General features: G+C 62.2%; 23 protein-coding genes and 1 pseudogene. 10 read left to right on the top strand and 14 right to left on the bottom strand.

The genetic code is table 11. The annotated features are described in order from the left end of the window. The first annotated feature begins 54 nt into the window (after positions 1-54). A complete protein-coding gene (locus Q0X21_RS05680; RefSeq protein ID WP_297850850.1) occupies positions 55-225 on the top strand; it encodes a DUF4236 domain-containing protein in 171 nt (56 codons plus the stop codon). Positions 226-236: 11 nt separating this feature from the next. On the opposite strand, the gene Q0X21_RS05675 is transcribed toward Q0X21_RS05680, so the two are convergent. Further along, positions 237-1,085, bottom strand: a complete 849-nt coding sequence (locus tag Q0X21_RS05675; RefSeq protein WP_297850849.1) for an A/G-specific adenine glycosylase — start codon at positions 1,083-1,085, stop codon at positions 237-239. 22 nt (positions 1,086-1,107) lie between these two features. Between Q0X21_RS05675 and Q0X21_RS05670 the strand changes: the two genes are divergently transcribed. Both Q0X21_RS05670 and Q0X21_RS05665 read left to right on the top strand, forming a co-directional pair. Beyond that, the gene (locus Q0X21_RS05670; RefSeq protein ID WP_297850848.1) at positions 1,108-1,722 is read left to right on the top strand and encodes a carbonic anhydrase; all 615 of its coding nucleotides are present in this window, start codon (positions 1,108-1,110) and stop codon (positions 1,720-1,722) included. A 9-nt stretch (positions 1,723-1,731) separates the two neighbouring features. Then, positions 1,732-2,601, top strand: a complete 870-nt coding sequence (locus tag Q0X21_RS05665) for a hypothetical protein (protein ID WP_297850847.1) — start codon at positions 1,732-1,734, stop codon at positions 2,599-2,601. 6 nt (positions 2,602-2,607) lie between these two features. Here Q0X21_RS05665 and disA read toward each other — a convergent pair whose 3' ends face one another. Genes disA through Q0X21_RS05650 form a run of 3 tightly spaced genes read right to left on the bottom strand, consistent with a single transcriptional unit; the run spans position 2,608 to position 5,620 of the window. Beyond that, positions 2,608-3,648, bottom strand: coding sequence for a DNA integrity scanning diadenylate cyclase DisA (gene disA / locus Q0X21_RS05660; protein ID WP_297850846.1), 1,041 nt, complete (start codon positions 3,646-3,648; stop codon positions 2,608-2,610). Between the two features lie 12 nt (positions 3,649-3,660). Then, entirely contained in the window at positions 3,661-5,043 is a 1,383-nt protein-coding gene (gene radA / locus Q0X21_RS05655; protein ID WP_297850845.1) for a DNA repair protein RadA, read from the bottom strand. Between the two features lie 22 nt (positions 5,044-5,065). Beyond that, positions 5,066-5,620: a hypothetical protein gene (locus tag Q0X21_RS05650; protein ID WP_297850844.1), complete on the bottom strand. Its 555-nt coding sequence runs from the start codon at positions 5,618-5,620 to the stop codon at positions 5,066-5,068. Positions 5,621-5,860: 240 nt separating this feature from the next. Here Q0X21_RS05650 and Q0X21_RS05645 point away from each other — a divergent pair, with 240 nt between their 5' ends. Together Q0X21_RS05645 and ispD are read left to right on the top strand one after the other, a co-directional pair. Beyond that, positions 5,861-6,454, top strand: coding sequence for a CarD family transcriptional regulator (locus Q0X21_RS05645; RefSeq protein WP_297850843.1), 594 nt, complete (start codon positions 5,861-5,863; stop codon positions 6,452-6,454). After that, complete coding sequence (gene ispD, locus Q0X21_RS05640) at positions 6,438-7,181, top strand: 2-C-methyl-D-erythritol 4-phosphate cytidylyltransferase (RefSeq protein WP_297850842.1); 744 nt, start codon at positions 6,438-6,440, stop codon at positions 7,179-7,181. Before Q0X21_RS05645 ends, ispD begins: the two co-directional genes overlap by 17 nt. Before the next feature lie 18 nt (positions 7,182-7,199). Here the strand turns inward: ispD and Q0X21_RS05635 are convergent, their stop codons facing one another. Together Q0X21_RS05635 and Q0X21_RS05630 are read right to left on the bottom strand one after the other, a co-directional pair. Continuing rightward, positions 7,200-7,913: a Fic family protein gene (locus tag Q0X21_RS05635; RefSeq protein ID WP_297850841.1), complete on the bottom strand. Its 714-nt coding sequence runs from the start codon at positions 7,911-7,913 to the stop codon at positions 7,200-7,202. 3 nt (positions 7,914-7,916) lie between these two features. Next, positions 7,917-8,168: an antitoxin VbhA family protein gene (locus tag Q0X21_RS05630; protein ID WP_297850840.1), complete on the bottom strand. Its 252-nt coding sequence runs from the start codon at positions 8,166-8,168 to the stop codon at positions 7,917-7,919. A 63-nt stretch (positions 8,169-8,231) separates the two neighbouring features. On the opposite strand from Q0X21_RS05630, the gene ispF reads away from it, so the two are divergent. The 3 genes and pseudogenes from ispF to rlmB all read left to right on the top strand — a co-directional run bounded on the left by ispF (position 8,232) and on the right by rlmB (position 11,555). Further along, the gene (gene ispF, locus Q0X21_RS05625) at positions 8,232-8,705 is read left to right on the top strand and encodes a 2-C-methyl-D-erythritol 2,4-cyclodiphosphate synthase (RefSeq protein WP_297850839.1); all 474 of its coding nucleotides are present in this window, start codon (positions 8,232-8,234) and stop codon (positions 8,703-8,705) included. A gap of 14 nt (positions 8,706-8,719) precedes the next feature. Beyond that, positions 8,720-10,102, top strand: a pseudogene (gene cysS, locus Q0X21_RS05620) (cysteine--tRNA ligase); the annotation flags it as partial. A 514-nt stretch (positions 10,103-10,616) separates the two neighbouring features. Next, positions 10,617-11,555 (top strand): 23S rRNA (guanosine(2251)-2'-O)-methyltransferase RlmB, encoded by a 939-nt coding sequence (gene rlmB, locus Q0X21_RS05615; RefSeq protein ID WP_297850838.1) that lies wholly within the window; start codon positions 10,617-10,619, stop codon positions 11,553-11,555. Between the two features lie 18 nt (positions 11,556-11,573). Here the strand turns inward: rlmB and Q0X21_RS05610 are convergent, their stop codons facing one another. Genes Q0X21_RS05610 through Q0X21_RS05595 form a run of 4 tightly spaced genes read right to left on the bottom strand, consistent with a single transcriptional unit; the run spans position 11,574 to position 15,387 of the window. Then, positions 11,574-12,473 (bottom strand): siderophore-interacting protein, encoded by a 900-nt coding sequence (locus tag Q0X21_RS05610; RefSeq protein ID WP_297850837.1) that lies wholly within the window; start codon positions 12,471-12,473, stop codon positions 11,574-11,576. A 3-nt stretch (positions 12,474-12,476) separates the two neighbouring features. Next, on the bottom strand, positions 12,477-13,262 hold the full coding sequence (locus Q0X21_RS05605) for an ABC transporter ATP-binding protein (RefSeq protein ID WP_297850836.1): 786 nt from the start codon (positions 13,260-13,262) through the stop codon (positions 12,477-12,479). Further along, complete coding sequence (locus tag Q0X21_RS05600; protein WP_297850835.1) at positions 13,262-14,329, bottom strand: iron chelate uptake ABC transporter family permease subunit; 1,068 nt, start codon at positions 14,327-14,329, stop codon at positions 13,262-13,264. The genes Q0X21_RS05605 and Q0X21_RS05600 overlap by 1 nt, the downstream gene beginning before the upstream one ends. Then, positions 14,326-15,387 (bottom strand): iron ABC transporter permease, encoded by a 1,062-nt coding sequence (locus Q0X21_RS05595; RefSeq protein ID WP_297850834.1) that lies wholly within the window; start codon positions 15,385-15,387, stop codon positions 14,326-14,328. The genes Q0X21_RS05600 and Q0X21_RS05595 overlap by 4 nt, the downstream gene beginning before the upstream one ends. A gap of 77 nt (positions 15,388-15,464) precedes the next feature. Between Q0X21_RS05595 and Q0X21_RS05590 the strand changes: the two genes are divergently transcribed. Beyond that, positions 15,465-16,505 (top strand): ABC transporter substrate-binding protein, encoded by a 1,041-nt coding sequence (locus Q0X21_RS05590; protein ID WP_297850833.1) that lies wholly within the window; start codon positions 15,465-15,467, stop codon positions 16,503-16,505. A 39-nt stretch (positions 16,506-16,544) separates the two neighbouring features. Here Q0X21_RS05590 and Q0X21_RS05585 read toward each other — a convergent pair whose 3' ends face one another. Continuing rightward, entirely contained in the window at positions 16,545-17,429 is an 885-nt protein-coding gene (locus Q0X21_RS05585) for a PHB depolymerase family esterase (protein WP_297850832.1), read from the bottom strand. A gap of 18 nt (positions 17,430-17,447) precedes the next feature. Between Q0X21_RS05585 and Q0X21_RS05580 the strand changes: the two genes are divergently transcribed. Next, the gene (locus Q0X21_RS05580) at positions 17,448-18,563 is read left to right on the top strand and encodes a LacI family DNA-binding transcriptional regulator (RefSeq protein WP_297850831.1); all 1,116 of its coding nucleotides are present in this window, start codon (positions 17,448-17,450) and stop codon (positions 18,561-18,563) included. On the opposite strand, the gene otsB is transcribed toward Q0X21_RS05580, so the two are convergent. Genes otsB through Q0X21_RS05565 form a run of 3 tightly spaced genes read right to left on the bottom strand, consistent with a single transcriptional unit; the run spans position 18,526 to position 21,055 of the window. Further along, positions 18,526-19,302 (bottom strand): trehalose-phosphatase, encoded by a 777-nt coding sequence (gene otsB / locus Q0X21_RS05575; protein ID WP_297850830.1) that lies wholly within the window; start codon positions 19,300-19,302, stop codon positions 18,526-18,528. The two genes, Q0X21_RS05580 and otsB, sit on opposite strands and share 38 nt — an antisense overlap. After that, the gene (locus tag Q0X21_RS05570; RefSeq protein ID WP_297850829.1) at positions 19,299-19,736 is read right to left on the bottom strand and encodes a hypothetical protein; all 438 of its coding nucleotides are present in this window, start codon (positions 19,734-19,736) and stop codon (positions 19,299-19,301) included. Before Q0X21_RS05570 ends, otsB begins: the two co-directional genes overlap by 4 nt. Next, positions 19,733-21,055, bottom strand: a complete 1,323-nt coding sequence (locus tag Q0X21_RS05565; RefSeq protein WP_297850828.1) for a trehalose-6-phosphate synthase — start codon at positions 21,053-21,055, stop codon at positions 19,733-19,735. Before Q0X21_RS05565 ends, Q0X21_RS05570 begins: the two co-directional genes overlap by 4 nt. Between the last annotated feature and the right edge of the window lie 8 nt (positions 21,056-21,063).

The raw sequence follows: 21,063 nt of genomic DNA, 5'->3' as shown, positions 1-21,063 counted from the left end.
TCTGCCCCCGGGTTTTGACGACGAAACTAGGGGGTAACCGTAAGATGAGTGGCTATGGGTCTGCTGTACAGGGATAAGAAGAAGGTCGGCAAGAATTCGTGGATCAACGTGTCCAAATCGGGTGCGTCTATGTCGACGAAGATGGGGCCGCTGACGATCAACTCACGCGGTGGCGTGTGGGTGAAGCTGCCCGGCGGGCTGACGTACCGCGGGCGTTGGAAATAAGCTCCCCCGCTCTAGGGGAGGCGGAAGCGCCCGTCGGCGTCTTGGACGGTGAGGCCGTCTTCGATGAGTGAGTAGAGGGCGCGTGAGCGTTGGGCGTCGTCGGGCCAGACGACGTCGATGGCGGATTGGGGGACGGGGCCGTCGGTTTCGCGGAGGACTTTCATGATTTTGCCGCGGACCTGCCGGTCGGTGCCTGCGTATTTCTGGACTTTGCGGCGGGCGAGCTCTTCGGCGGTGGGCGCTGGTGAGCCGGCGGCGAGCCAGGCGCAGTCATCACGCAGGGGGCACTCGTCGCACGCAGGGTTTTTCGCGGTGCACACGAGCGCGCCGAGTTCCATGAGGCCGGCGGAGAAGACGGCGGGTTCGTCGTCGGGAAGCAGCGCGGCAACCCATTCGAGCTCGGCTTTTTGGGGGCGCGCCATGGGCCGGCCGAGGACGGCGCGGGCGTAGACGCGGCGGACGTTGGTGTCCACAACAGGCACGGCGGCGCCAAACGCGAAGGCGGCGACGGCACGGGCTGTGTAGTCGCCGATGCCAGGTAGGGCGAGGAGGGAATCGACGGAGGAGGGGACGGCGTCGTTAAGCGCTTGTGCGCATTCTTTGAGGCGGAGCGCGCGGCGCGGGTAGCCTAGGGTGCCCCATGCGCGGAGGACGGCGTCGGTGGGTGCGGCGGCGAGGTCGCCGGGCGTGGGCCAGCGGGCGATCCACTCTTCCCAGATGGGCGCGACGCGGGCGACGGGAGTTTGGTGGCTCATCACCTCGGACAACAGGATGCCCCACGGGGTGGTGCCGGGGCGACGCCACGGCAGGTCGCGGGCGTTTGCGCGGTACCAGGCGGAGACCTTCGCGGGATCAATCACAATGCGTGCAACAATAGTGGGTATGCCTTTCAGGAAGATTCCGCGGGATGCGTGGGCGCACCTTGAAGCGGGTAACGCGAGGTTCGCCAGCGACAGCCCGGAGCACCCAAACACCAACGCTTATCGACGCACCGAGCTCCTCTCCGGCCAAGCCCCCTTCGCCGCCGTGCTGGCGTGTTCAGATTCGCGCGTGCCGGTCGAGATGCTTTTCGACGTCGGCCTAGGCGACCTCTTCGTCATCCGCACCGCCGGGGGCTGTGTTGACGCGGCGGTGACCGGTTCTCTGGAATACGCGGTGAAATCGCTCGGCGTGTCGCTGATTGTTGTGCTGAGTCACGAGAGCTGCGGTGCGATCGGTGCGGCAGCGTCGTCGTTTGAGGAAGGCGACCTGCCCGCGGACCTGACGCGCGTGTTCGTGGAAAAGATCGCGCCGAGCGTTCTGGCAGCGAAAAGAGCTGGTCGTGAGGATCGCGCCGGGATCGAAGAAGTTCACGCCGAAGTGACCGCCGAACACATCATCGCGCGTATCCCATCCCTGCGGACCGAGCTTGAAAATGGCACCGTTGGTGTCGTCGCCGCAAGATACAGGCTTGAAGATGGCCGCGTCACAAGCGTTCAGGAGCATTTCGCGGGTTAGGATCACGGTGTGACACACCAACCGCCGAACCGCCCAAGACGTTTTGACCGCGACCGCAACCTGAACCGCGGCCTGGACCGCGATTTCGATCGCAGTGCTGATACAGATTCTGCCGCCGGCAGCTCTGCTGACCTGCACTCGGACGGGCGTCCGTTGCCGCAGGAGATCTACACGCGGCGCCGTGTAGCTGCCGTCGTGGTGATTCTGGCTGTGGTTGCGCTGGTTGTGTGGGCGCTGTCCGCGATGGCGCGCTCGGGTGGGGACGACACCACTAAGACCCCCACCGCCCCACCCACCACCTTGGTGACAACACCAACGGAGCCGAATCCCGACGAGGATGGGGACGGCGCAGACAAGGCAACGGAAACTGACGCGACGGACGCGAAGTCCAGCGATGCCGCAGCGACTGAAGACGAGAAGCCCGAAGACCCGGAGAAATCCGAGGACGCTGAGGCTCTCGCGGCGAAGAAGACCTGTGAGCTCAAAGACCTGCAGCTGACTGCAGAGGTGAACAAGACTGCTTTCAGCCCACAGGACACGGCGGAGGACCGGAAGTTCTCCGTGGTGATCCACAACCCGACGGGTGCGGACTGTGTCATCAACACCGATGAGAGCCAGCTCCGTTTCGCTGCCTACTCGATTGGCCGTGAGGGTTTCCAGCAGATCTGGAGCGACACGGACTGCAATAAGCCGATGATCGCAGGCCAGGAGACCTTTGCTGCTGGCGAGAGCCGCAAGTTCACCGCTGCCTGGTCGGGGCTTGGTTCCGCGCCGGGGCAGTGCGATGCTCGTCCGGCGGCTGGTCCGGGTGCATACGCTGCGGTTGGCTACCTGGGCGATAATGGTTCCGCGCCGGTGACGTTCAACATCACCGAATAGCTCGGACTACCCGAAGCGCCGCAGCCCCTCCACGATGTGGCGCGCCCACAGTGGCGAAACATTCTCGGCCTCGGCGAGCCGTTCAGCATCGGCTTCGCGGATAGCGTTCAAATCGCCGAATTCAGCAACGATGTAGTCGATCAAGAACTTCTGCACGCGCGGGATACGCTTCAGCGCACGGTAGCCGCGTGGAGTGACGTCCTCCATGAGATTCTCCTCGGTGGCGGGCAGCCCCAACGTGCTGGCCAGAGCTGATGTGTTGAGGAGTTCAGGGTCGGGGAGGAGGGAGAGGCGGTCGAGGGTGTCGTCGATAAGCGAATTGCTTGGCGCGCCGTCGGCGACGACGTAATCGCACACGAGCATGGCGATGTCTTGGTAAATGCTGCCGCGTAGCTCGCTGAGCTGGAGGCGGAGTTGGCGGGCGTCGGCGCCGAGCTCGAGGATCTGGTCATCGACGTCGCGCGCGGCGCGCTGCAGGAGCAGCTGACGCTGCAAGAGGTGCAGGACATCCTCGACGGTGGCGTAACGGTTCATCTCTGCGACGCTGAGGCGCTGGTTCGCCTTGTCCACGCGCGAGCGGTACTGCTCCACGGTCGCGATCGCCTGGCGGGCACGCGTCATCAGCACCACGGGCTCCTCGATGACGTGGCGCTTCCCGTCGGCGTAGACCGTAACAATATTCATCGACGCCGACACGGACACCACCGGAACCCCCGTGTGCAGGGCTGTGCGCTCGGCCGCGCGGTGGCGGGTGCCCGTCTCGGTGGTTGGGAATGTCGGCGATGGCACGAGCTGCACATTCGCGCGCGTGATGCGGGTGGCGTCGTCGGAGAGGATGACGGCGCCGTCCATCTTGGACAGCTCGCGCAGCAGCGTCGGGGTGAATGGCACGTCGAATTCGATGCCGCCGTCGCAGATTTCGGTGACTTCGGGGCCGTCGCCAAGCACGATGAGCGCGCCGGTGTGGCCACGTTTGATGCGCTCGAGCCCGTCGCGAAGCTGCGTGCCGGGCGCGAGACGCTGGAGCGTGTCACGCATGAAGGTCATAAGAAACGCAGTCTACTTCCGCTTATCGACGCACGCGATCGCCTCCCCCAGCGTCCCCACCCCCTGGACTTTCATGCCGGGGATGCTTGTGCCGTTGCCTGTCGGAACGATCGCGTTCTCGTAGCCGAGGCGCGCTGCTTCCGCGAGGCGTCGGTCGAGGTTAGGGACGCGGCGCAACTCGCCTGCGAGACCGACCTCGCCGATCACGACCGTCTTGGGTGGCAGTGGCTGGTTGTGCAGGCTTGACCAGGTCGCGAGAGCTACCGCCAAGTCCGTTGCCGTTTCTGTGATGCGCATTCCGCCGACGGTGGCGACGTATGCGTCCTTGTCGTTCGTGCGCTCCCCGCAGCGTGCTTGGAGGACCGCGAGGACCATGGGCACACGGTTGAAGTCCAGGCCGGTGACGACGCGACGCGGCGATTTGTTCACCGGGTCGACGGTCAGCGCTTGGACTTCGGCGAGGATGGGGCGGACGCCGTCCATCGCCACGGTGACTGCCGAGCCATCCGGAGTTTGGCCGCGGTGGGAAAGGAATAAGCCGGACGGGTCGGGGACTTCGCGGATGCCGTCGGAGGTTTGCTCGAAGCAGCCGACCTCGTCGGTGGCACCGAAGCGGTTCTTCATTCCGCGCAGCATGCGCAGGCTGGTTTGACGGTCGCCCTCAAAAGTCAGCACCACGTCGACGAGGTGTTCGAGAACGCGGGGGCCTGCGACATTGCCGTCTTTGGTCACGTGGCCGACGAGCAGGATCGGCAAGTTCGTCGTCTTTGCCAGCGTGGTCAGAGCTGCCGTGACCGCGCGTGATTGTGCGACACCACCGGCGACGCCTTCCACGCCGGGTGCCTGCATGGTCTGCACCGAGTCAACGATGAGCAAGCTGGGTTTCACCTGGTCGACGTGGCCGAAAACCACATCTAGATTCGATTCTGCAGCCAGGTAGAGATTCTCATTGAGCCCACCAGTGCGCTCCGCACGGCCACGAACTTGGGCGGCGGATTCCTCTGCGGTGACGTACAGGGCAGTGCGGCTAGTGCCGTCATCGTTCGCTTCAGCAGCCCAGCGGCTAGCTACCTCAAGCAGCAACGTCGACTTACCCACGCCCGGCTCGCCAGAGAGCAGGACAACTGATCCGGGGACCACGCCGCCGCCGAGGACGCGGTCGAGTTCGGAGATGCCGGAGGGACGTCGATAAGCAGCGCTAGCGGTGATTTTTGTGATTGGCTGCGCGGCACTCGTCGGCGTCAGACCGCTGGTTGCTGTGCGTTTAGAGGACGCAGAAGGGGCGGAGGCTTGCTCTTGAAGAGTGCCCCACGCCCCACATTCCGGGCAGCGCCCGAGCCATTTCGGCGAGGAATAGCCGCACTCGGAACACGTATGGACAGTACGTTTCTTCATCGCGTTCCGGCGCGGCTAATGCTTAGTTTTCGCGGGCTTCCTGACCGGACTCACGGTGCGGTGCAGCGATCGTTGCCACAGTTTCGATCTTGCCGGAGTCGAAAGTGAACGTGACCGGCAGGTTGCCGCCGTACGCGAAGTCGCGGTTGCTGAGCTGAGTCTCGGTGTACTGGATCTTCTTGTCATCCGACTGCGGGATCCTGTCCAGGTTGTCAGCGGAATCGCCCACGATGGTGGTGTTGTACGGCATCGGGTCCACGGACTGGAGCTGGACCGACTGGCCGTCGACTTCGACGGACTGCAGCTGGTGCTCGCGCATCTCGTAGTCCTGGTTCGAAGCGGTGAACTTCAGGGCTGCCTGGCCGTTGTCGTCGAGGATGACGGTGACGTCCCGGACGGTCACAGAGCCGTCCTCAGTCTGGGCGCTAGCACCGTTGACGGCGGCGACCTGGGAAGAGGTCTGGGTGATCTGGCCTGCCGAGCAAGCGGCGAGCAGCAATGCGGATGCGGCGGCGACAGAAACAGCGCCACCGCGGCGTGCGACCGACTTCAGGGACTTCACGTCGATGTCCTCCATAGAGAGTTCTTTAAGGCGTATCAACGACTCACCTTAGCCTTTCGGCAGTCCTAATACACAGTTTAGGTATTTGCGCGAGACATACTGCACTCCAAAATGGGGGTCATCCGGGGGTAACCGGTTCCCTTCCGTTCGGCGCGAGGGGTGTCGGAGGTGGGCTGTGGGCGGTGGCCCGGCGGGGAGAAGAGTGCAGGTGCTAGAATCATCACGTTAGTTTGAACCCCCGAAAGAGGAGATTTCATGGATTTCACGGTCGGAGAAGTGGTCGTCTACCCGCACCACGGTGCGGCCCGTATCGCCGACATTGAAAAGCGTGAGATGGGCGGGGAGGAGCTTGACTTCCTAGTCCTGAATATCCTGCAGTCTGATCTTTCGGTGCGTGTGCCGATCAAGAATGCTGAGCTGGTCGGCGTCCGTGACGTCGTGGGCGAGGAAGGCCTGCGGAAGGTCTTCTCGGTTCTCCGGGAGACGGATGTTGAGGAGGCCGGCAACTGGTCTCGTCGCTACAAGGCGAACCAGGAGCGTCTGGCTTCGGGCGACATCAATAAGGTCGCTGAGGTTGTGCGTGATTTGTGGCGCCGTGACCAGGGGCGCGGCTTGTCTGCTGGTGAGAAGCGCATGTTGGGTAAGGCCCGCCAGATTCTGGTCGGCGAGCTCGCTCTCGCGGAGCCGGTGGATGAGAAGAAGGCCGACGGCATGGAGAAGGAAATCCAGGCTGTGATTGCTCGCCACGTGGAGCAGGGGCTGGTGGCGAAGCCGAGCGAGGATTTCGATTCTGAGGATGACGTCGATTTGGATGACCTCAGCTTCGACGACGATGACAGCGAGGACTAAAGCTCCGGTAGTCGCACTAGTCGCCGCTGCGGGTCGCGGCACGCGGCTTGGCGCAGACATCCCGAAGGCGTACGTGCAGCTGCGTGGCCGTTCGCTTTTGGAGCGTTCGGTCACCGCGATGGAAACGTCCGAGATCGTCGACCATATCGGCGTGATCGTCAGCCCGGACATGGAGCCGCTCGCGCGCAAGCTGTTGCGCGGCCACGACGTGCAGTTCATTCACGGCGCCGGCGAGCGTGCGGACTCCGTGTGGGAGGGGCTCAAAGCACTTTCGCTTGTCGACGCCACCGTTCTCATCCACGACGCCGCCCGCGCACTCACCCCACCCGGGATGATTGCCCGCGTGGCACGCGCGGTTCTGGATGGTTCGCCAGCAGTTGTGCCTGTTTTGCCGGTGGCGGACACGATCAAGCGCGTCACGGGCGATGGCGCCACTGTTCTCAACACCCCCGACCGCGCGACACTGCGTGCTGTGCAGACCCCGCAGGGTTTCGATCTTGCTACCTTGCGCGCCGCGAATGAGAAATACTTCGCGCAGGTCGGCTCGGCTGCAGCAGGCTTCACCGCCACTGACGATGCAAGCCTCATGGAGTGGTTTGGCGTCCCGGTGACCACGGTGCAGGGAGATCCAATGGCGTTCAAGATCACCACCCCGATTGATCTGGTTTTGGCAGAGCGCATCACGGATGAGGCGGAGCCCACGGTCTTCGAGGTTCCGGGCAGCTAGAACGGAACAGTTTGTTAGCTAGCCCTTCCAGGGGCGGCCGGGGTTGGCTCGCTTTTGGGCCATCATCGCTCGGAAGATGTCAGCTGCCGCATGTGGTTGCCGTGAGCCTTCAGTAAGAGTGAGTGCACCTTGTGTGATACTCCCCATCGGCTTCACGCCGGGCAGCAGGACCTCGGCAAGAAAAGAAGAGTCTGTCGTAGCTGCGCCGACGTAGCGAGCGGCGTGGACTTCATTGGCGTCGATAATGGTCCAATCGATACCCCAACCCAATGAACGTAAGAGCTGGTCGAAGAAGAAGCGTTGGGTCCGCGAGTTGCCATCACGGAAAGGATGGACGAGTGTGAGCTCGCACCAGTGGTCAGCGACCGTGGCGATTGCGTCTGTTGCTGTAGTCGGATCTTCAGTGTGCGTGTCACTTTGTGGGGCACTGGCGCTGGCGTCGATATCTCGAATAACGCGATCGAGTTCCCGGTTGACGAATCGTGCGCGACACATCGGCATTCCCATAGCGCTGACCTCTTCAGTGCGGATGTGACCGGCCCAAGGGAAGACGTCTTGAAGCAGGTAGCGGTGTACCCAACAGAGATCTTCGCGGGTGAATGTCGTAAGAGGTTTGCCATATTCGAGTTCGAATAGGCGGAGGGCGGTTAATTCGCCGGCGATTTCATCGAGCTCGCGTGCGTCTGTGATGCCGAAGTGGTTCTCGGGTGCTGAGTTTGGCTGGTTAGCCATTATTTAGGCGCTCGCAGCGATTCGGCGGCGAAGTTCATGGGCTCGCGGTGTGTCACTGAGTCCGTGAGCTTCGAGGTAGGCGAGGACTGCTTGGTCCCCGGTGAGCTCGCCGCGAAGGATTCGGCGACCTTGGTGCTCTGTCTCGGGTGACAGGGGCTGCCCAGCCATTGTCATGGAGGCGTCGACGGCGGCCACCTTTTGGTCTTCGGTGCGATGATCTTCGGTGCTACGCGTGTGAGAGAGTGAGTCCTTCATGGGGCGGCCTCCTTTCGCTGTGGTCATTCTAGCAGGCTGGAAGGGGTAGTACAGTCGGGGAATATGACTTCTTTGCGCGTTGGAACTGCGTTTGATGCCCACCAGATTGAGGAGGGCAAGCCGTGCTGGATCGCCGGTCTGCTCTTTGAGGACACCCCGGGCTGCGAGGGTCACTCGGATGGGGATGTGGTGTCCCACGCGATCGTCGATGCGGTGCTCTCGGCAACGGGTCTGGGGGATCTGGGCAGCTTCGTCGGTGTTGGTCGCCCGGAATATGAGGGCGTGACGGGGGCGAAGTTGCTGGGGGAGCTTAAGGGGTTCGTCGATAAGCATGGCTTTGAGGTAGTCAACGTCTCGGCGCAGTTGATTGCGCAGACACCGAAGATGGGGCCTGTGCGCGAGGAAGCGGAGCGGGTGCTGTCGGAGGCGCTCGGTGCGCCGGTGTCGATCAGTGCGACGACGACTGACCACATGGGCTTTACCGGATCGGGCGAGGGAAGGGCGGCCGTGGCGACGGCGCTCGTGGATAAGCGGTAGCTAAACTGGGGCGCGTGACTCAACGCATTTTCGATACCGCGACCCGCACTCTCCGTGATTTTGAGCCTGTCCAACCTGGACATGTCTCGATGTATGTGTGTGGTGCGACGCCGCAGTCTTCGCCGCACATCGGGCACCTGCGATCGGGTGTGGCATTCGATATTGTGCGCCGCTGGTTTCTCGCGAATGGCCAGGATGTGGCGTTCGTGCGCAACGTGACGGACATTGATGACAAGATTCTCACCAAGGCCGCCGATAACGGTCGCCCCTGGTGGGAGTGGGTGTCCACCTATGAGCGTGAATTCACGCGCGCGTACAACACGCTGGGTGTTTTGCCGCCGAGCGTCGAGCCGCGCGCGACCGGGTTCGTCACCCAGATGGTCGACTATATGAAGCGGCTTATCGACGCAGGCTTCGCCTACGCCGCCGATGGCTCCGTCTACTTCGACGTGGCTGCGTGGGTTGCTGCGGAAGATTCTGACTACGGCTCCCTGTCCGGCAATCGCGTTGAGGAAATGGAGCAGGGCGAAAGCGACAGCCGCGGTAAGCGCGGCCCGCACGACTTCGCGCTGTGGAAGGCCGCGAAGCCCGGCGAGCCGAGCTGGCCCACCCCGTGGGGCGATGGCCGTCCCGGCTGGCACTTGGAGTGCTCGGCGATGTCGACGTGGTACCTCGGCGGCACCTTCGATATCCACGGCGGCGGGCTCGACCTGCAGTTCCCGCACCACGAGAACGAGCAGGCCCAGTCCCACGCAGCTGGTGACGGGTTTGCCCGCTACTGGATGCACAACCACTGGGTCACCATGGCCGGTGAGAAGATGTCTAAGTCGCTGGGCAATGTCCTGTCCATCGACAACATGCTCGAGGATGTCCGTCCGGTTGAGCTGCGCTACTACCTCGGTTCCGCGCACTACCGCAGCGTGCTCGAGTACTCGCCGGCTGCGCTGCAGGAAGCCGCGGGTGGCTACCGTCGCATCGAGGATTTCGTTGCCCGCGTTTCTGGCAGCGAGCCCGTCGAGCGCGGCGAGTGGACCCCCGCCTTCGCCGACGCGATGAACGAGGACTTCGGCGTGCCCAAGGCTTTGGCCGAGATTCACAACACCGTCCGCGCAGGCAATAAAGCGCTTGCCGACGGCGACACCTCCACCGCCCGCACCCTCGCCGCCTCCGTCCGCGCAATGGCTTCCGTGCTGGGCATCGACCCGGGAGAGTGGTCCAGCACCACCGCCGGTGACTCCGGTGCTGCTGAAGCCCTTCGCAGCGCGAACAAGATGCTCGTCAATAGAGAACTTTTGCGCCGATATGTGTCCAAACGGAGTAAGGATTATGTCTCCGCAGATGTAGGAAGGTTGGTTCTCGAAGCGGTCGGGCTAGTCGTTGCGGATACTAAAGAGGGGTCCGAAGCACATCTCTCGGGCAGCTCGACGGGATTAATCCTCCAGGCAGCTCTAGAGCCGGAGGGCCTAACCATGTCAGCAAACTCAAGTACGTACGAAAGCATATTGAGCGTGTCCAGAGGCAGTGATTTGCTCGATCAGTTACTGTCATTTTTCGGTAACGCAATCGAAGAATGGGCCACTACCTTGGATCTTCAAAGGTCGGAGGTCACTGTCGGGCCAACCTTAAATTACAAAATCCCTAAAGAAGGTTTGCATCCTGATCAGTTGATTGCCGAGCTGAAGTACGACAAAACTCGCCAAGAGTTTTATGTAATCGTGTTCGCTGTTGAAGCACCTTCGCGAGTCCGTCCAGGATTCCTTGCAGATATCACAGTTTCTGCGCATCAACCGAACCTAAGCAGTGAATTCGCCAGACTACTTCGCAGCGAGCTTGGAACCGTTCGTGAGCTAGAAAACTTTGCTAGCGCGCTCGATCAGCATGAGCAATCTTCAGCCGAAGGAGAATCTGAAAATGGCTAAACCGTACGAGCGCCCCGATAAGCAGAAGAAAAACAAGAAGGGTTCCACGAAGGGGTCTGGTGGCCAGCGTCGCCGTGGTCTCGCTGGCAAGGGGCCGACGCCGAAGGCTGAGGACCGCGTGTACCACTCCGCGCACAAGCGGAAGTTGGAGCGCCAGCGTCGTGATCAGGGCCGTCACGAACGTGAGCAGGCGGACCTCGTTGTCGGCCGTAACCCGGTCATTGAGTGCTTGCAGGCAAAGGTGCCGGCGGAGGCACTCATCGTTGCACAGGGCACCGGCCACGACGATCGCTTGAGCGAAGCCGTCTTGATCGCCAACACCCGCCACATCCCGGTCCACGAGGTGCCGCGCCGGGAACTGGACAACATGACCGGCAATGGCATGCACCAGGGCATTGGTCTGAAGATTCAGCCGTACAAATACGCTGATGTTTTCGACCTCATTGCACAGGTCAACGAACGTGGCCAGACCGGCATGTTCGTCGTGTTGGACAACATCACCGACCCGCGCAACTTGGGCGCGGTGATCCGCTCTACGGCCGCATTTGGGGGCCACGGCGTGATCATTCCGGAGCGTCGTTCGGCGCAGGTCACGGGGGTTGCGTGGCGTACTTCCGCTGGTACCGCCGCACGTCTGCCGGTGGCCCGCGCGACGAATATCACCCGCACGATCAAGCAGTTCAAGGACAACGGCTACATGGTCGTTGGCTTGGATGCGGGTGGCGAGCACACCCTGGATACCTTCCACGCGGCGACGGACCCGGTGGTCATCGTGGTGGGCTCTGAAGGCAAGGGCATTTCGCGCCTCGTGCGCGAGAATTGCGACGTCATCATGTCCATCCCCACCGAGGACTGGGTCGAATCCCTCAATGCTTCCGTCGCAGCGGGCGTGGTGCTCAGCGAGTTCGCGCGTCAGCGACGCACGCAATGAGAAGGGACGCTTAATCCTTTAAGGCCGGGCGCGGCCCTGGATCCAGAAGGGACTCCAGAAGATATTCTTAGAGTTCAATCCCAGTTCTTCTTTGGCGAAGGTCCGCGCTTGTTTTGCCAACGCGGATTCGCAGCAAGCGTAGATGTAGCGGACATCGTTAAGCGTTTGCTCGACGCGGTGCTTGCACATGAGGCAATGCAGAAGAGCTGAAACGTGGTCGCAATAGTCGGCGTAGACATTGTCCATGCTGGCCACGCGCGATTGCCAGTAGCGGAGCTCCGGCGAGTGGTCGTCCGCGGACTCCGAGACCACCACAACATGAGTCTGAGACAACTCTTCCGGGTGGAATTCCTCGAGGAACTCTAAGATGCCCAGGATGGAGGGCGCCGAAGTAGCATCGCCGATGAGAAGTTGCGGCTCCGCTCGCTTGAAAGGAGCACAGGAAGGGCGGTGCCATAGTCCGTTCGCAGCCACGATTCCCACCCTGTCACCGGGTTTTGCAGAAAGTGCCCAGCGCAGGCCCGGGCCGGAGGCCTTGGTGGCGTCGCGTACCCCATGCGTGGCAATCTGCGTGGACAAGGTGCTGTCGTGCCAGTTCAGATGGCGGATTGTGTACCAGCGCAAATCCGGGCGGGTCTCGTCGGGGAGCGATGCGACATGCCCACGGATATTCGCTGTAGTGCGGGGAGGAATGGGGGAATATTTCTGACCGTGCTGTGGCATGAGCAAACCGAAAAATTCATCGGGCCCGGTCACCCGGAAACTGGAAAGCTCGGGTGCGTAGAACGTGACTTCACGCACGTGCGGCGCGATCTGATTATTGGCGGTGACCTCGGCGGTGAAGACTTCGGCGCCGTCGCGGGTGGGAACGTTATTAATGAAGCGGTCAGTGAAGGCCGCTGAAGGATAGGTAGCCACGCGTCACTCCTTCTCCGGAGCCGCAGGGATGATGAGCGGCCCGCCGACAGCGGGGTCTTCCTCCACAAGCGCCTCTAAGTCGAAGACTTCGCGGAGGAGTGGGGAAGTGATTACATCTGCCGGAGGACCCTCGGCTTTGAGCGTGCCGTCACGGAGCACGAGAAGGTGGTCCGAGTAGCGTGCAGCGAGGTTGAGGTCGTGGAGAACCATGACGACGGTACGTCCGAGCTCGCTGTTGAGCCGCCGCACGAGGTTGAGAACGTCGATGGAGGCGGATAAGTCCAGGTAGGTGGTCGGCTCATCCAGGAACATGACTGGAGTTCTCTGCGCGAGAACCATGGAGATCCACACCCGTTGGCGCTGTCCACCGGATAGTTCATGAACGGCGCGGTCGGCGAGCTCGACTGACCCAGTTTGGGCGAGAGCTTCGGCGACGGCATCTTGGTCGGTCGATGACCACTGCTTGAACCAGGACTGGTGTGGGTGGCGTCCGCGTCCGACTAAGTCTTTGACCAGTAACCCTTCCGGTGATACGGGGCTCTGAGGCAGCATCGCCAGGCGGGTCGCTAGTTTCTTGCGGGATAAGGAACGAATGTCTGTGCCGTCGAGAAGAATCTGCCCCGATGATTCGATCAGTTGCCCCACTGCCTTGAGCATTGTCGACTTGCCGCAGCCGTTCGGTCCGATGACTGTGGTCACCTTGCCCGCGGGTATCCCAACATTGAGGCCGTCTATCACTGTTTTCGCGCCATAGGACACGTGCAGGTTCTGCACTGAGAGGCCGTCCATCAGATCGAATTCCTCCGATTGGTTTGGATGAGCAAGTAAACAAGGAAGCTGCCGCCGAGCACTGAGGTGAGCAGGCCCACCGGGAGTGCGACAGGCAGAGCATGGGTGGTAACTAGGTCGGATGCCACTACGAGCGACGCTCCGCTCAATGCCGACGCGGCGAGTGGAGGCGCGGAGACCCCGCACAGCCGAAGAGCCACCTGCGGCGCTACGAACGCCACGAACCCGATCGGGCCGGCTGCTGCGACCGCCATCGCTGCGAGCAGCGCAGAAGCGGCCACGAAAACGAATTGGATGGACCGCGGATTCTGCCCCAAGCTTGCAGCGACGTCCGGGCCAAGCTCGGTGGCTTTGAATTGGAAGCTGATCCAGGCCAGCAGCGGCGCAAACACCGCGAGCAGCACGAAAACAGGAACTGCTGTCTGCCAGTTCGCCGCGTTGAGGGAGCCGGTGAGCCAGTAGCTCGCGGTTTGTGCGTCACGGAGATCTGCTCTGATCAGTAGGTAGTTCACGTACGACTGGAGCAGCGCGTTGATGATCACTCCGAAAAGCACAAGGCGGAAAGAATCCGCCTTCCGTCGGAGCGCCAACAGCCAGATCACCAGGGCGGATGCGAGCGCGCCCACCCCCGCTGCTGCCGATACGCCGAGACCTCCTAGCCAAGACGTGACTACGCTTGCCCCTCCCGTTCCTACAGCGATGACGGTCACCGCGGCAGCGGAGGCGCCCATCGTAATGCCCAAAATATCCGGGCTGGCCAGCGGGTTCCGTGTCACGGACTGCAGCAATGCGCCCGAGAGCCCCAGTGCGGCCCCCACACCCACGGCAGTGGCGGCGCGTGGCATGCGCCACTCGAGCACGACTAGCCTGTCAGTTTCGTTGCCTCCGCCGAGAAGCACCTGGCCGATTGTTGGCAGCGGGAGCGTGTAGTCGCCGGCTGCGAGGGCTGCTGCGAACAGGCAAAGAACAACGAGAGCGAGAGAGAGCGTGGCAAGAAGCGGCCGAGGCCGCCACACCGCGCTCATCCCGCATACGCTTATCGACGCCCGCACGTCCCCCACCGTCACAGCGAGATCACCCGGTTTTTGTACATCATCCAGATGAAGAAGGGGGCGCCGATGAACGCGAGCACGATTCCCACCTGGACCTCTGCCGGCCTGGCAATCAGGCGACCGACGATATCGGCGTACACGAGGAGATTCGCTCCGATAACTCCAGACAACGGAAGAATCCAGCGGTAGTCCGGCCCGCAGATCGCGCGGGCGATGTGCGGGACGACAAGAGCCAGGAAGCCGATCGGGCCCGCGGCGGCTGTCGCCGCGCCGGCAAGGAGAGCAATGAGTGTCATTCCCGTCATTCGGCTTCGCTGCACGTTCACGCCGAGAGAGCCAGCAACATCTTCGCCCATAGTGAGCAAGTTCAGTCCCGGCGCTGACGCGAACGCCAAGAGTAGGCCGAGTCCAACAAAGGGCAGCACACCCCAGAAGACGTCGAGGTCGCGGCCGGCTACGGAACCGGCGTTCCAGAAACGCATTTGGTCGAGGGACCTTTCGTCGATAAGCACGAAAGTGGTGGTTACCGCGCCCATGACAGCGGACAATGCTGCACCTCCGAGCACGAGGTTGAGTGGGTTGACATGGCCGTTCCCGACAGAAGCGAGAGAGAAGACAACAAGCGTTGCCACCCCAGCGCCGATGAATGCTGCCATAGCGGAACCGGACACGCTGGTGACGCCGAGAAATACGGAGGAAAGCACGACCGCCAACGCTGCGCCGGCTGAGACTCCAAGAATTCCGGGGTCAGCCAAAGGGTTGCGGGTGTGCCCCTGGATGAGGGCTCCCGCCACTCCAAGGGCAGTGCCAACGAGGATGGCCAGCAGCGTTCGCGGGAATCGGAGTGCTGCGATGGTGAGCTCGTCCTGCGGGATCGAATCCAGATTCTGGCGCAGGGTGGAGATGTTGGTGAGGGCGTGCCAGACGTCGAGAAGCGGAATGTTTCGCGAGCCAACCGCGAGACTGAGCATGAAACCGACTGCGAGCAAAGCGAGAAAACCTGCGAGAGCACCGATTTTGCTAGGTACGTGCTGGCTACGGCTCGGAGCAGGCGTGCGCGTCGCTGTAGTCATGAGACGTAGTGTAGACGAGGATTGTTCAGTTAGGATAGCCTGACCGAACGAACTATTGGATGATAGAAGGATCCGCAATGAAACCCTTTGCCCTGCTAGCCGTCGTCTGTGCGACCTCAGCTGCTTTAACCGCCTGCACCGCAGACACCGAGACGGCTGGAAATTCGGAACCCAGCTCTGTGCCAGGTGCTTCTGCGCCATCCGCCGCAGGCGATTTCCAGCCAGTCACCATTGAGCACGCGTTGGGTGCGGCCGAGATCAAAGAGAAGCCGGAGCGCATTGTCACGATCGGTCAGGGCTCCGCGGAGATCGCGATTGCGATGGGGCACACCCCAGTCGCGATCCAGTCTTACGCTTGGGGGTCAGACGAGTCTGGATACCTGCCATGGATCAAAGAGGCCGTGGAAGAACGCGACGACGAGCTGCCCCAACAATTCGAAGGCGACGATGCGTTGAGCGTCGAAGAGATCCTCGGATATAAACCCGACGTCATTCTCGCGCCGTGGTCGGGCATCACCCAGGAGCAATACGACCAGCTGTCTAAGATCGCGCCGACTGTGGCATATGAGAAGGAACCGTGGAAGATCACGTGGGAGCAGCAGGTCGACGTCATCGCTAAGGCTCTCGGAGAGCCAGAGAAAGCGCAGGCGGTAAAAGACGATGTTCAGGCGGCGTTCGAGGAAAACGCCGAAGCCGAGTACGAGAATTACACATTCAGCTATATCTACAACGACGGTCCTCAGAACCTGGGCATCTTCCTACCCGGGGAGCAGCGCGTGGCATTTGTTTCAAACCTGGGCCTCAAGGTCGACGATGTGTACAAGCAGTTCCCAGAAGTTCCGGGCACCGATTCTGCCGAGATTTCCAAGGAGAACGCCGACGCGCTCAACAGCTCTGATCTCATCTTCACCTTCTATGCTGACGAAGCTAACCGCGAAGAAATGCACAAAGACCCGGTGTATTCTCGAATCAAAGCTGTGGAGAAGGGAGCCGAGATCGCCGCGACCGACCAGTCGTTGGTCACTGCGTCCTCCATCATCAACCCGCTGACCGTCCGTTGGGCGGCGCCGCGTTTCAAGGAACTTATTGATACTGCCGTCGCCAATACCCAAAAATAGGTCGCACGCTGTAGGTTCTCGATCTGGTGCGAGAGCGCGCTAAAGCGAGAAGAAATTCGCCACCAGATCCGCCCCCACCACCTTGTCCGTCCCCGGCCCGATTTTCTCGTCGAGCTTCTTGGGGCTGGGAACAAGATGGCCCATGCCTTCGATGGACCATAATTCAACCGGCGCGGACTGCTGAGGGGTGCCGGCGGATTCGGCGCGGTTGGGATCAGCGAGGGCGGGGGAGCCGGGCACGCCAGGGCCGAAACGGTCGACACGCACGCCGCCATCGGAGAGGGATGCTGAGGTGTGGTGCGCAGGATTCAGCCCGTTGAGCTGCGCGAAATAGCGAGCGGAATCGATAGCAGAGCGGGCGGTTCCACGGTTGGCGTCGCCGATACCGGAGCTGCCACCTTCGTACGGGACGAGCGGGTCAGCGGTGCCCTGGACGCAGAGGACGGGGGTGGGGGCCCAGTTGGGAATCAGCGCGGCGATTTCGGGCAGCAGGTTGTCGTCAGTGGGCCACGCGGAACCGAAGCAGGCGATGCCGTCCAGCACACCAGGGCGTTCGAGAGCGAAGCGCTGGATCATGGCGCCACCATTGGAAAACCCGCAGCCAATGACGGGGCCATGCGAGCGGGGGATGAGGGAGGAGAGGAAGGAGGTGTCGTCGATAAGCAATTGGCGTGCTTTTTCCTGGAAGCCAACGCGGTGGTCATTGAAGTGCCTGTCTACGCCGTCGGGGTAGATGACGGTGCAGCCGCGGTCGGCGAGCGCGTCGAAGGTGTTGCCGGTGAACCGGCGGGCGACGCTGCCGGATTGGAGCGAACCGTGCAGGAAAAGGATCACGGGCGCGTCGGGGGCGGGGGTGTCGGGGAGCACTTCAGTGAAGCGGCGCTGCATGCCGTCGTGCTCGATGGTGCGGCGGTTCACAATCACGCTGTATAGAGTAGCCACATGACGCAAAGACGTGGCACGCTGGCATCGATCGCGGCGGAGGTGGGGGTGTCGCGGACGACGGTGTCGAATGCGTACAACCACCCTGATCAGCTGTCCCCGGAGTTGCGGGAGCGGATTTTCGTGGTGGCGCGGGCGCGTGGTTATACGGGGCCGGATCCGACGGCGCGGAGTTTGCGGACTCGGCAGGCGGGGGCTGTCGGGGTGATTTTGACGGAGCATTTGGGGTATGCGTTTGAGGATCAGGCGTCGATAGATTTCTTGGCAGGTTTGAGTGAGAGCTCAGCGGGCGCGGGCAAGGCGTTGACGCTGATTCCGCTGGGCCCCAGTCAGGGTGCGGGGATCAGTCCGTTGATCGGGGCCGCGCTTGTCGACGCCTTCGTGGTCTACTCCGTCCCCCAATCCGAACCGAATTTGGACGCGGTCCTTGCTCGCGGTGTGCCCGTGGTGGTGTGCGACCAGCCGTATCCTGTCGGCAGCGAAGGTACTGCATACGTCGGTATTGATGATGCGGAGGCGATCAAGCCCGCGGCACGCGCGCTGATCGAGGCGGGGCACAAGCGCGTGGGGATTGTAGGCAAGCGACTATTCAGCGATGAATCACGCGAGGGCGCGGTGACCCCCGATGAGGTCGCTGGCGCAGACATGCACGTGCAGCGTGGGCGCATCCAGGGCGCGCTCGAGGTCTTCGCGGAGGCGGGCCTTGCTGACGTGCCGATTGTGACGCGGCACTTCAACGACCACGATTCAGCCATCGACGCAGCCAAGGAGATTTTCACCCTCGCCCCCGACCTCACTGCTGTGTTGTGCACAACGGATTCCATGGCTTTGGGCGTGCTGGATTATTGCGAAAGCGCTGGCCTGCGCGTTCCGGAAGATATTTCGGTCACCGGTTTCGATGGCGTTGAACAAGCACTCAGCTGTGGCCTGAGCACCGTCGTGCAACCCAATAAGCGCAAGGGAGAGGCAGTGGGCCAAGTGCTAACAAAGCTCATCGACGCCGCCGTCGCCGAAACCCCCACCCCGCACGACGCGCCGGAGCGGGTCATCTTGCCCACGGAATTCCGCCCGGGAACAACTATTGCGCCGCCTGTCGCGCCGCCGCGAGCTCAGTGAGGAAGGTTGCGACCGATTCAACCGAGCTGAGCTGGTAATTCGCAGCGGTCTCAATAGTTGCAGCAGCTGGCCGGACCTTAATACCGATGTCGTTGCTGCTGTCCAGCACACCAAGGGCTGTTTCATCGGTCACGTCATCACCTGCGAACACGGTGGTGGCATAGCGGGTCTTTTCAGCGGCGAGCCAAGCGCCCTTCGTGATGTCGGTGGCGGAGAATTCCACGACATTATTGCCCGGTGTGACCGACCGTCCGTGGCGAGGTAGAGCGAGTGCTTGCTCGAGGAGCATAGCGGCCTTGTCAGGGTCGGTCTCAGCGAGCGCAGCGACGTGCAGGACGCGCTGGTAGGGTTTGGTTTCCACGAAAGCCGGGGAGGCATCAGCGTCGCGGATAAGTCCCTCGAGTTCGGCCTGAATGTGGTCGAGGTACGCACGGTCCTCAGCACTGAGCGCGGGGCCACCGCTGGCGGGTTCAGCACCGTGCGAGCCGACGAGCGTAACTGGCGGGCCGAGTGGGCATACCTTGCGCAGGCCGTCCAGGTGCCGGCCGGAAAGGATCGCCACGTCGGTGCGTTTCAGCCCGGCGAGCGTTTTCAGTGCGGTGATCGCGTGCGGGTCGGGGACCACAGCGTATGCGTCGGGGGTGAGTTCACAGATGGTGCCGTCGAAATCCAAACAGACGAGCAAGGATTCAGCGGCGGCGAGCCGGTCGAGAGCTGTGTGGGGGTTGGGAAGTGTCATTGGGCGACGAGTTTGATGGTGGGGCGGTCGAGGGCGTCGTCACGCAATTTGAGCGTGATCACGTCATCAGTGAGGTGCTTGATATCGAATTCGGCGCCTTCGGTGAGCAGCCCAGTGAGCTGTTCGTGGACGCGTCGGGAACCGCCGATGCAGTCTTCGCGGACGTCGCCGACGCGGACGCCTTTGAGGGTGAGTTGCCCGTCGTTGATTTCGGCACCTGCCTGAAGCGGGGCGCACGCGGTGCGGGCATTGAGGGATTCGGCGCCGAAGACGATGAGCGCGCGGCCAGCCGCATCGCTGGGCACTGCGCCTGGGGTGTCGGGGTCGGAGTAGATCGCGGTGACTTCCCAGGTGCGGTTCGCGAGGACGTGATTCGGCTCGGCGGAACATGCAGCTAGCGGCAATAAGCAAAGCAATCCGAGTGCGCGTTTCATCGTTCGACCTCCCGCAATGCTGAAAGGAATGAATCAGCCCAGCGGGCGACGTCATGTTCCGCGACGTGCGCGTGCATCGCCAGCATCGCATCGCGCGCAGCCTGAGAGCCTTGCTTATCGACGGCCCCCACAATCGCTTCCTTCACTGATTCCACATCAAATGGGTTGCACAGGTGAGCCTGGTTCAGCTCGACTGCCGCACCGGCGAATTCGGAGAGCACGAGTGCGCCGTCACCTTCTGGGTGGCAGGCGACGTACTCCTTAGCCACGAGGTTCATGCCGTCCTTGAACGGGGTGACCAGCATGATGTCGGCGGCTGCGTAGTAGTTCCGCAGTTGGGATTTGGGTACCGAGTGGTGCTCGTAATGGACGACTGGCTTGCCCAGTTCGCCATAGCGACCATTGATGCGCCCGACTGCTTCTTCAACGCCCGCGCGAGTCTCCTTGTAGCTAGCGATGCGCTCCCGTGACGGCGTGGCCACCTGAATCATCGCCACAGAATCGAGACGTCCTTCCGCCAAGAGTTCCTCGATGGCGGTGAGACGCTGCAGGATGCCCTTGGTGTAATCGAGACGGTCAACACCGAGCATGAGGGTTGTCGGGTTGCCCACGGATTCGCGCACCTTCGCGACTTCTTTCGGGGCCGCCGGGCCGAATTCAGCAGAGTCGATGGAGATGGGGAAGGTGCCGGTACGTGGCGTCGATAAGCTGCTTGTTTTTGCGAGGTCGCGGAAATTCTGCTCGTCGCGTGTGCGCTGGAAACCGATCAAATCGGCGCCCTGAAGCCCGCGGAGTACTTCCGCACGCCACGGCAACTGCCGGAAGAGGTCCGGGCTGGGGAAAGGAATGTGCAGGAAGAAACCGATGGTCACATCTGGACGCAACTCACGCAGCATGCCGGGCACCAGCTGGAGCTGATAGTCCTGCACCCACACAGTCGCGCCTTCGGCAGCGACCTCGGCTGCCGCGCGAGCGAATTTCTCATTCACCGAGCGGTACCGCTGCCACCAGGAGCGATGATAGGCCGGCGTGACAATCAGATCGTGGTACAGCGGCCACAAAGTCGAATTGGAAAAACCTTCGTAGAACTGGTGGAAGTCCTCACTGTCCAGCTTGACTGGATGAAGCGTGATGCCGTCATTATCAAACGGCTCAAACACCGCATCGGGCTCGCCGGGCCAACCCACCCAGCAGCCCTTATTGGCGCGCAGAACCGGGGCGAGTGCCGCGACGAGCCCGCCAGGGGATGCCACCCACTTCCCGTCGACATGGTCGACCGGCAGACGGTTGGCAACAACGACGAACTGGTTATCCCGCATCGTTGTCT

This window comes from uncultured Corynebacterium sp. (assembly GCF_947253065.1).
Classification (GTDB): domain Bacteria; phylum Actinomycetota; class Actinomycetes; order Mycobacteriales; family Mycobacteriaceae; genus Corynebacterium.
The sequence above is the reverse complement of the archived record's forward strand: the minus strand, read 5'-3'. Positions and strand labels throughout refer to the sequence as shown.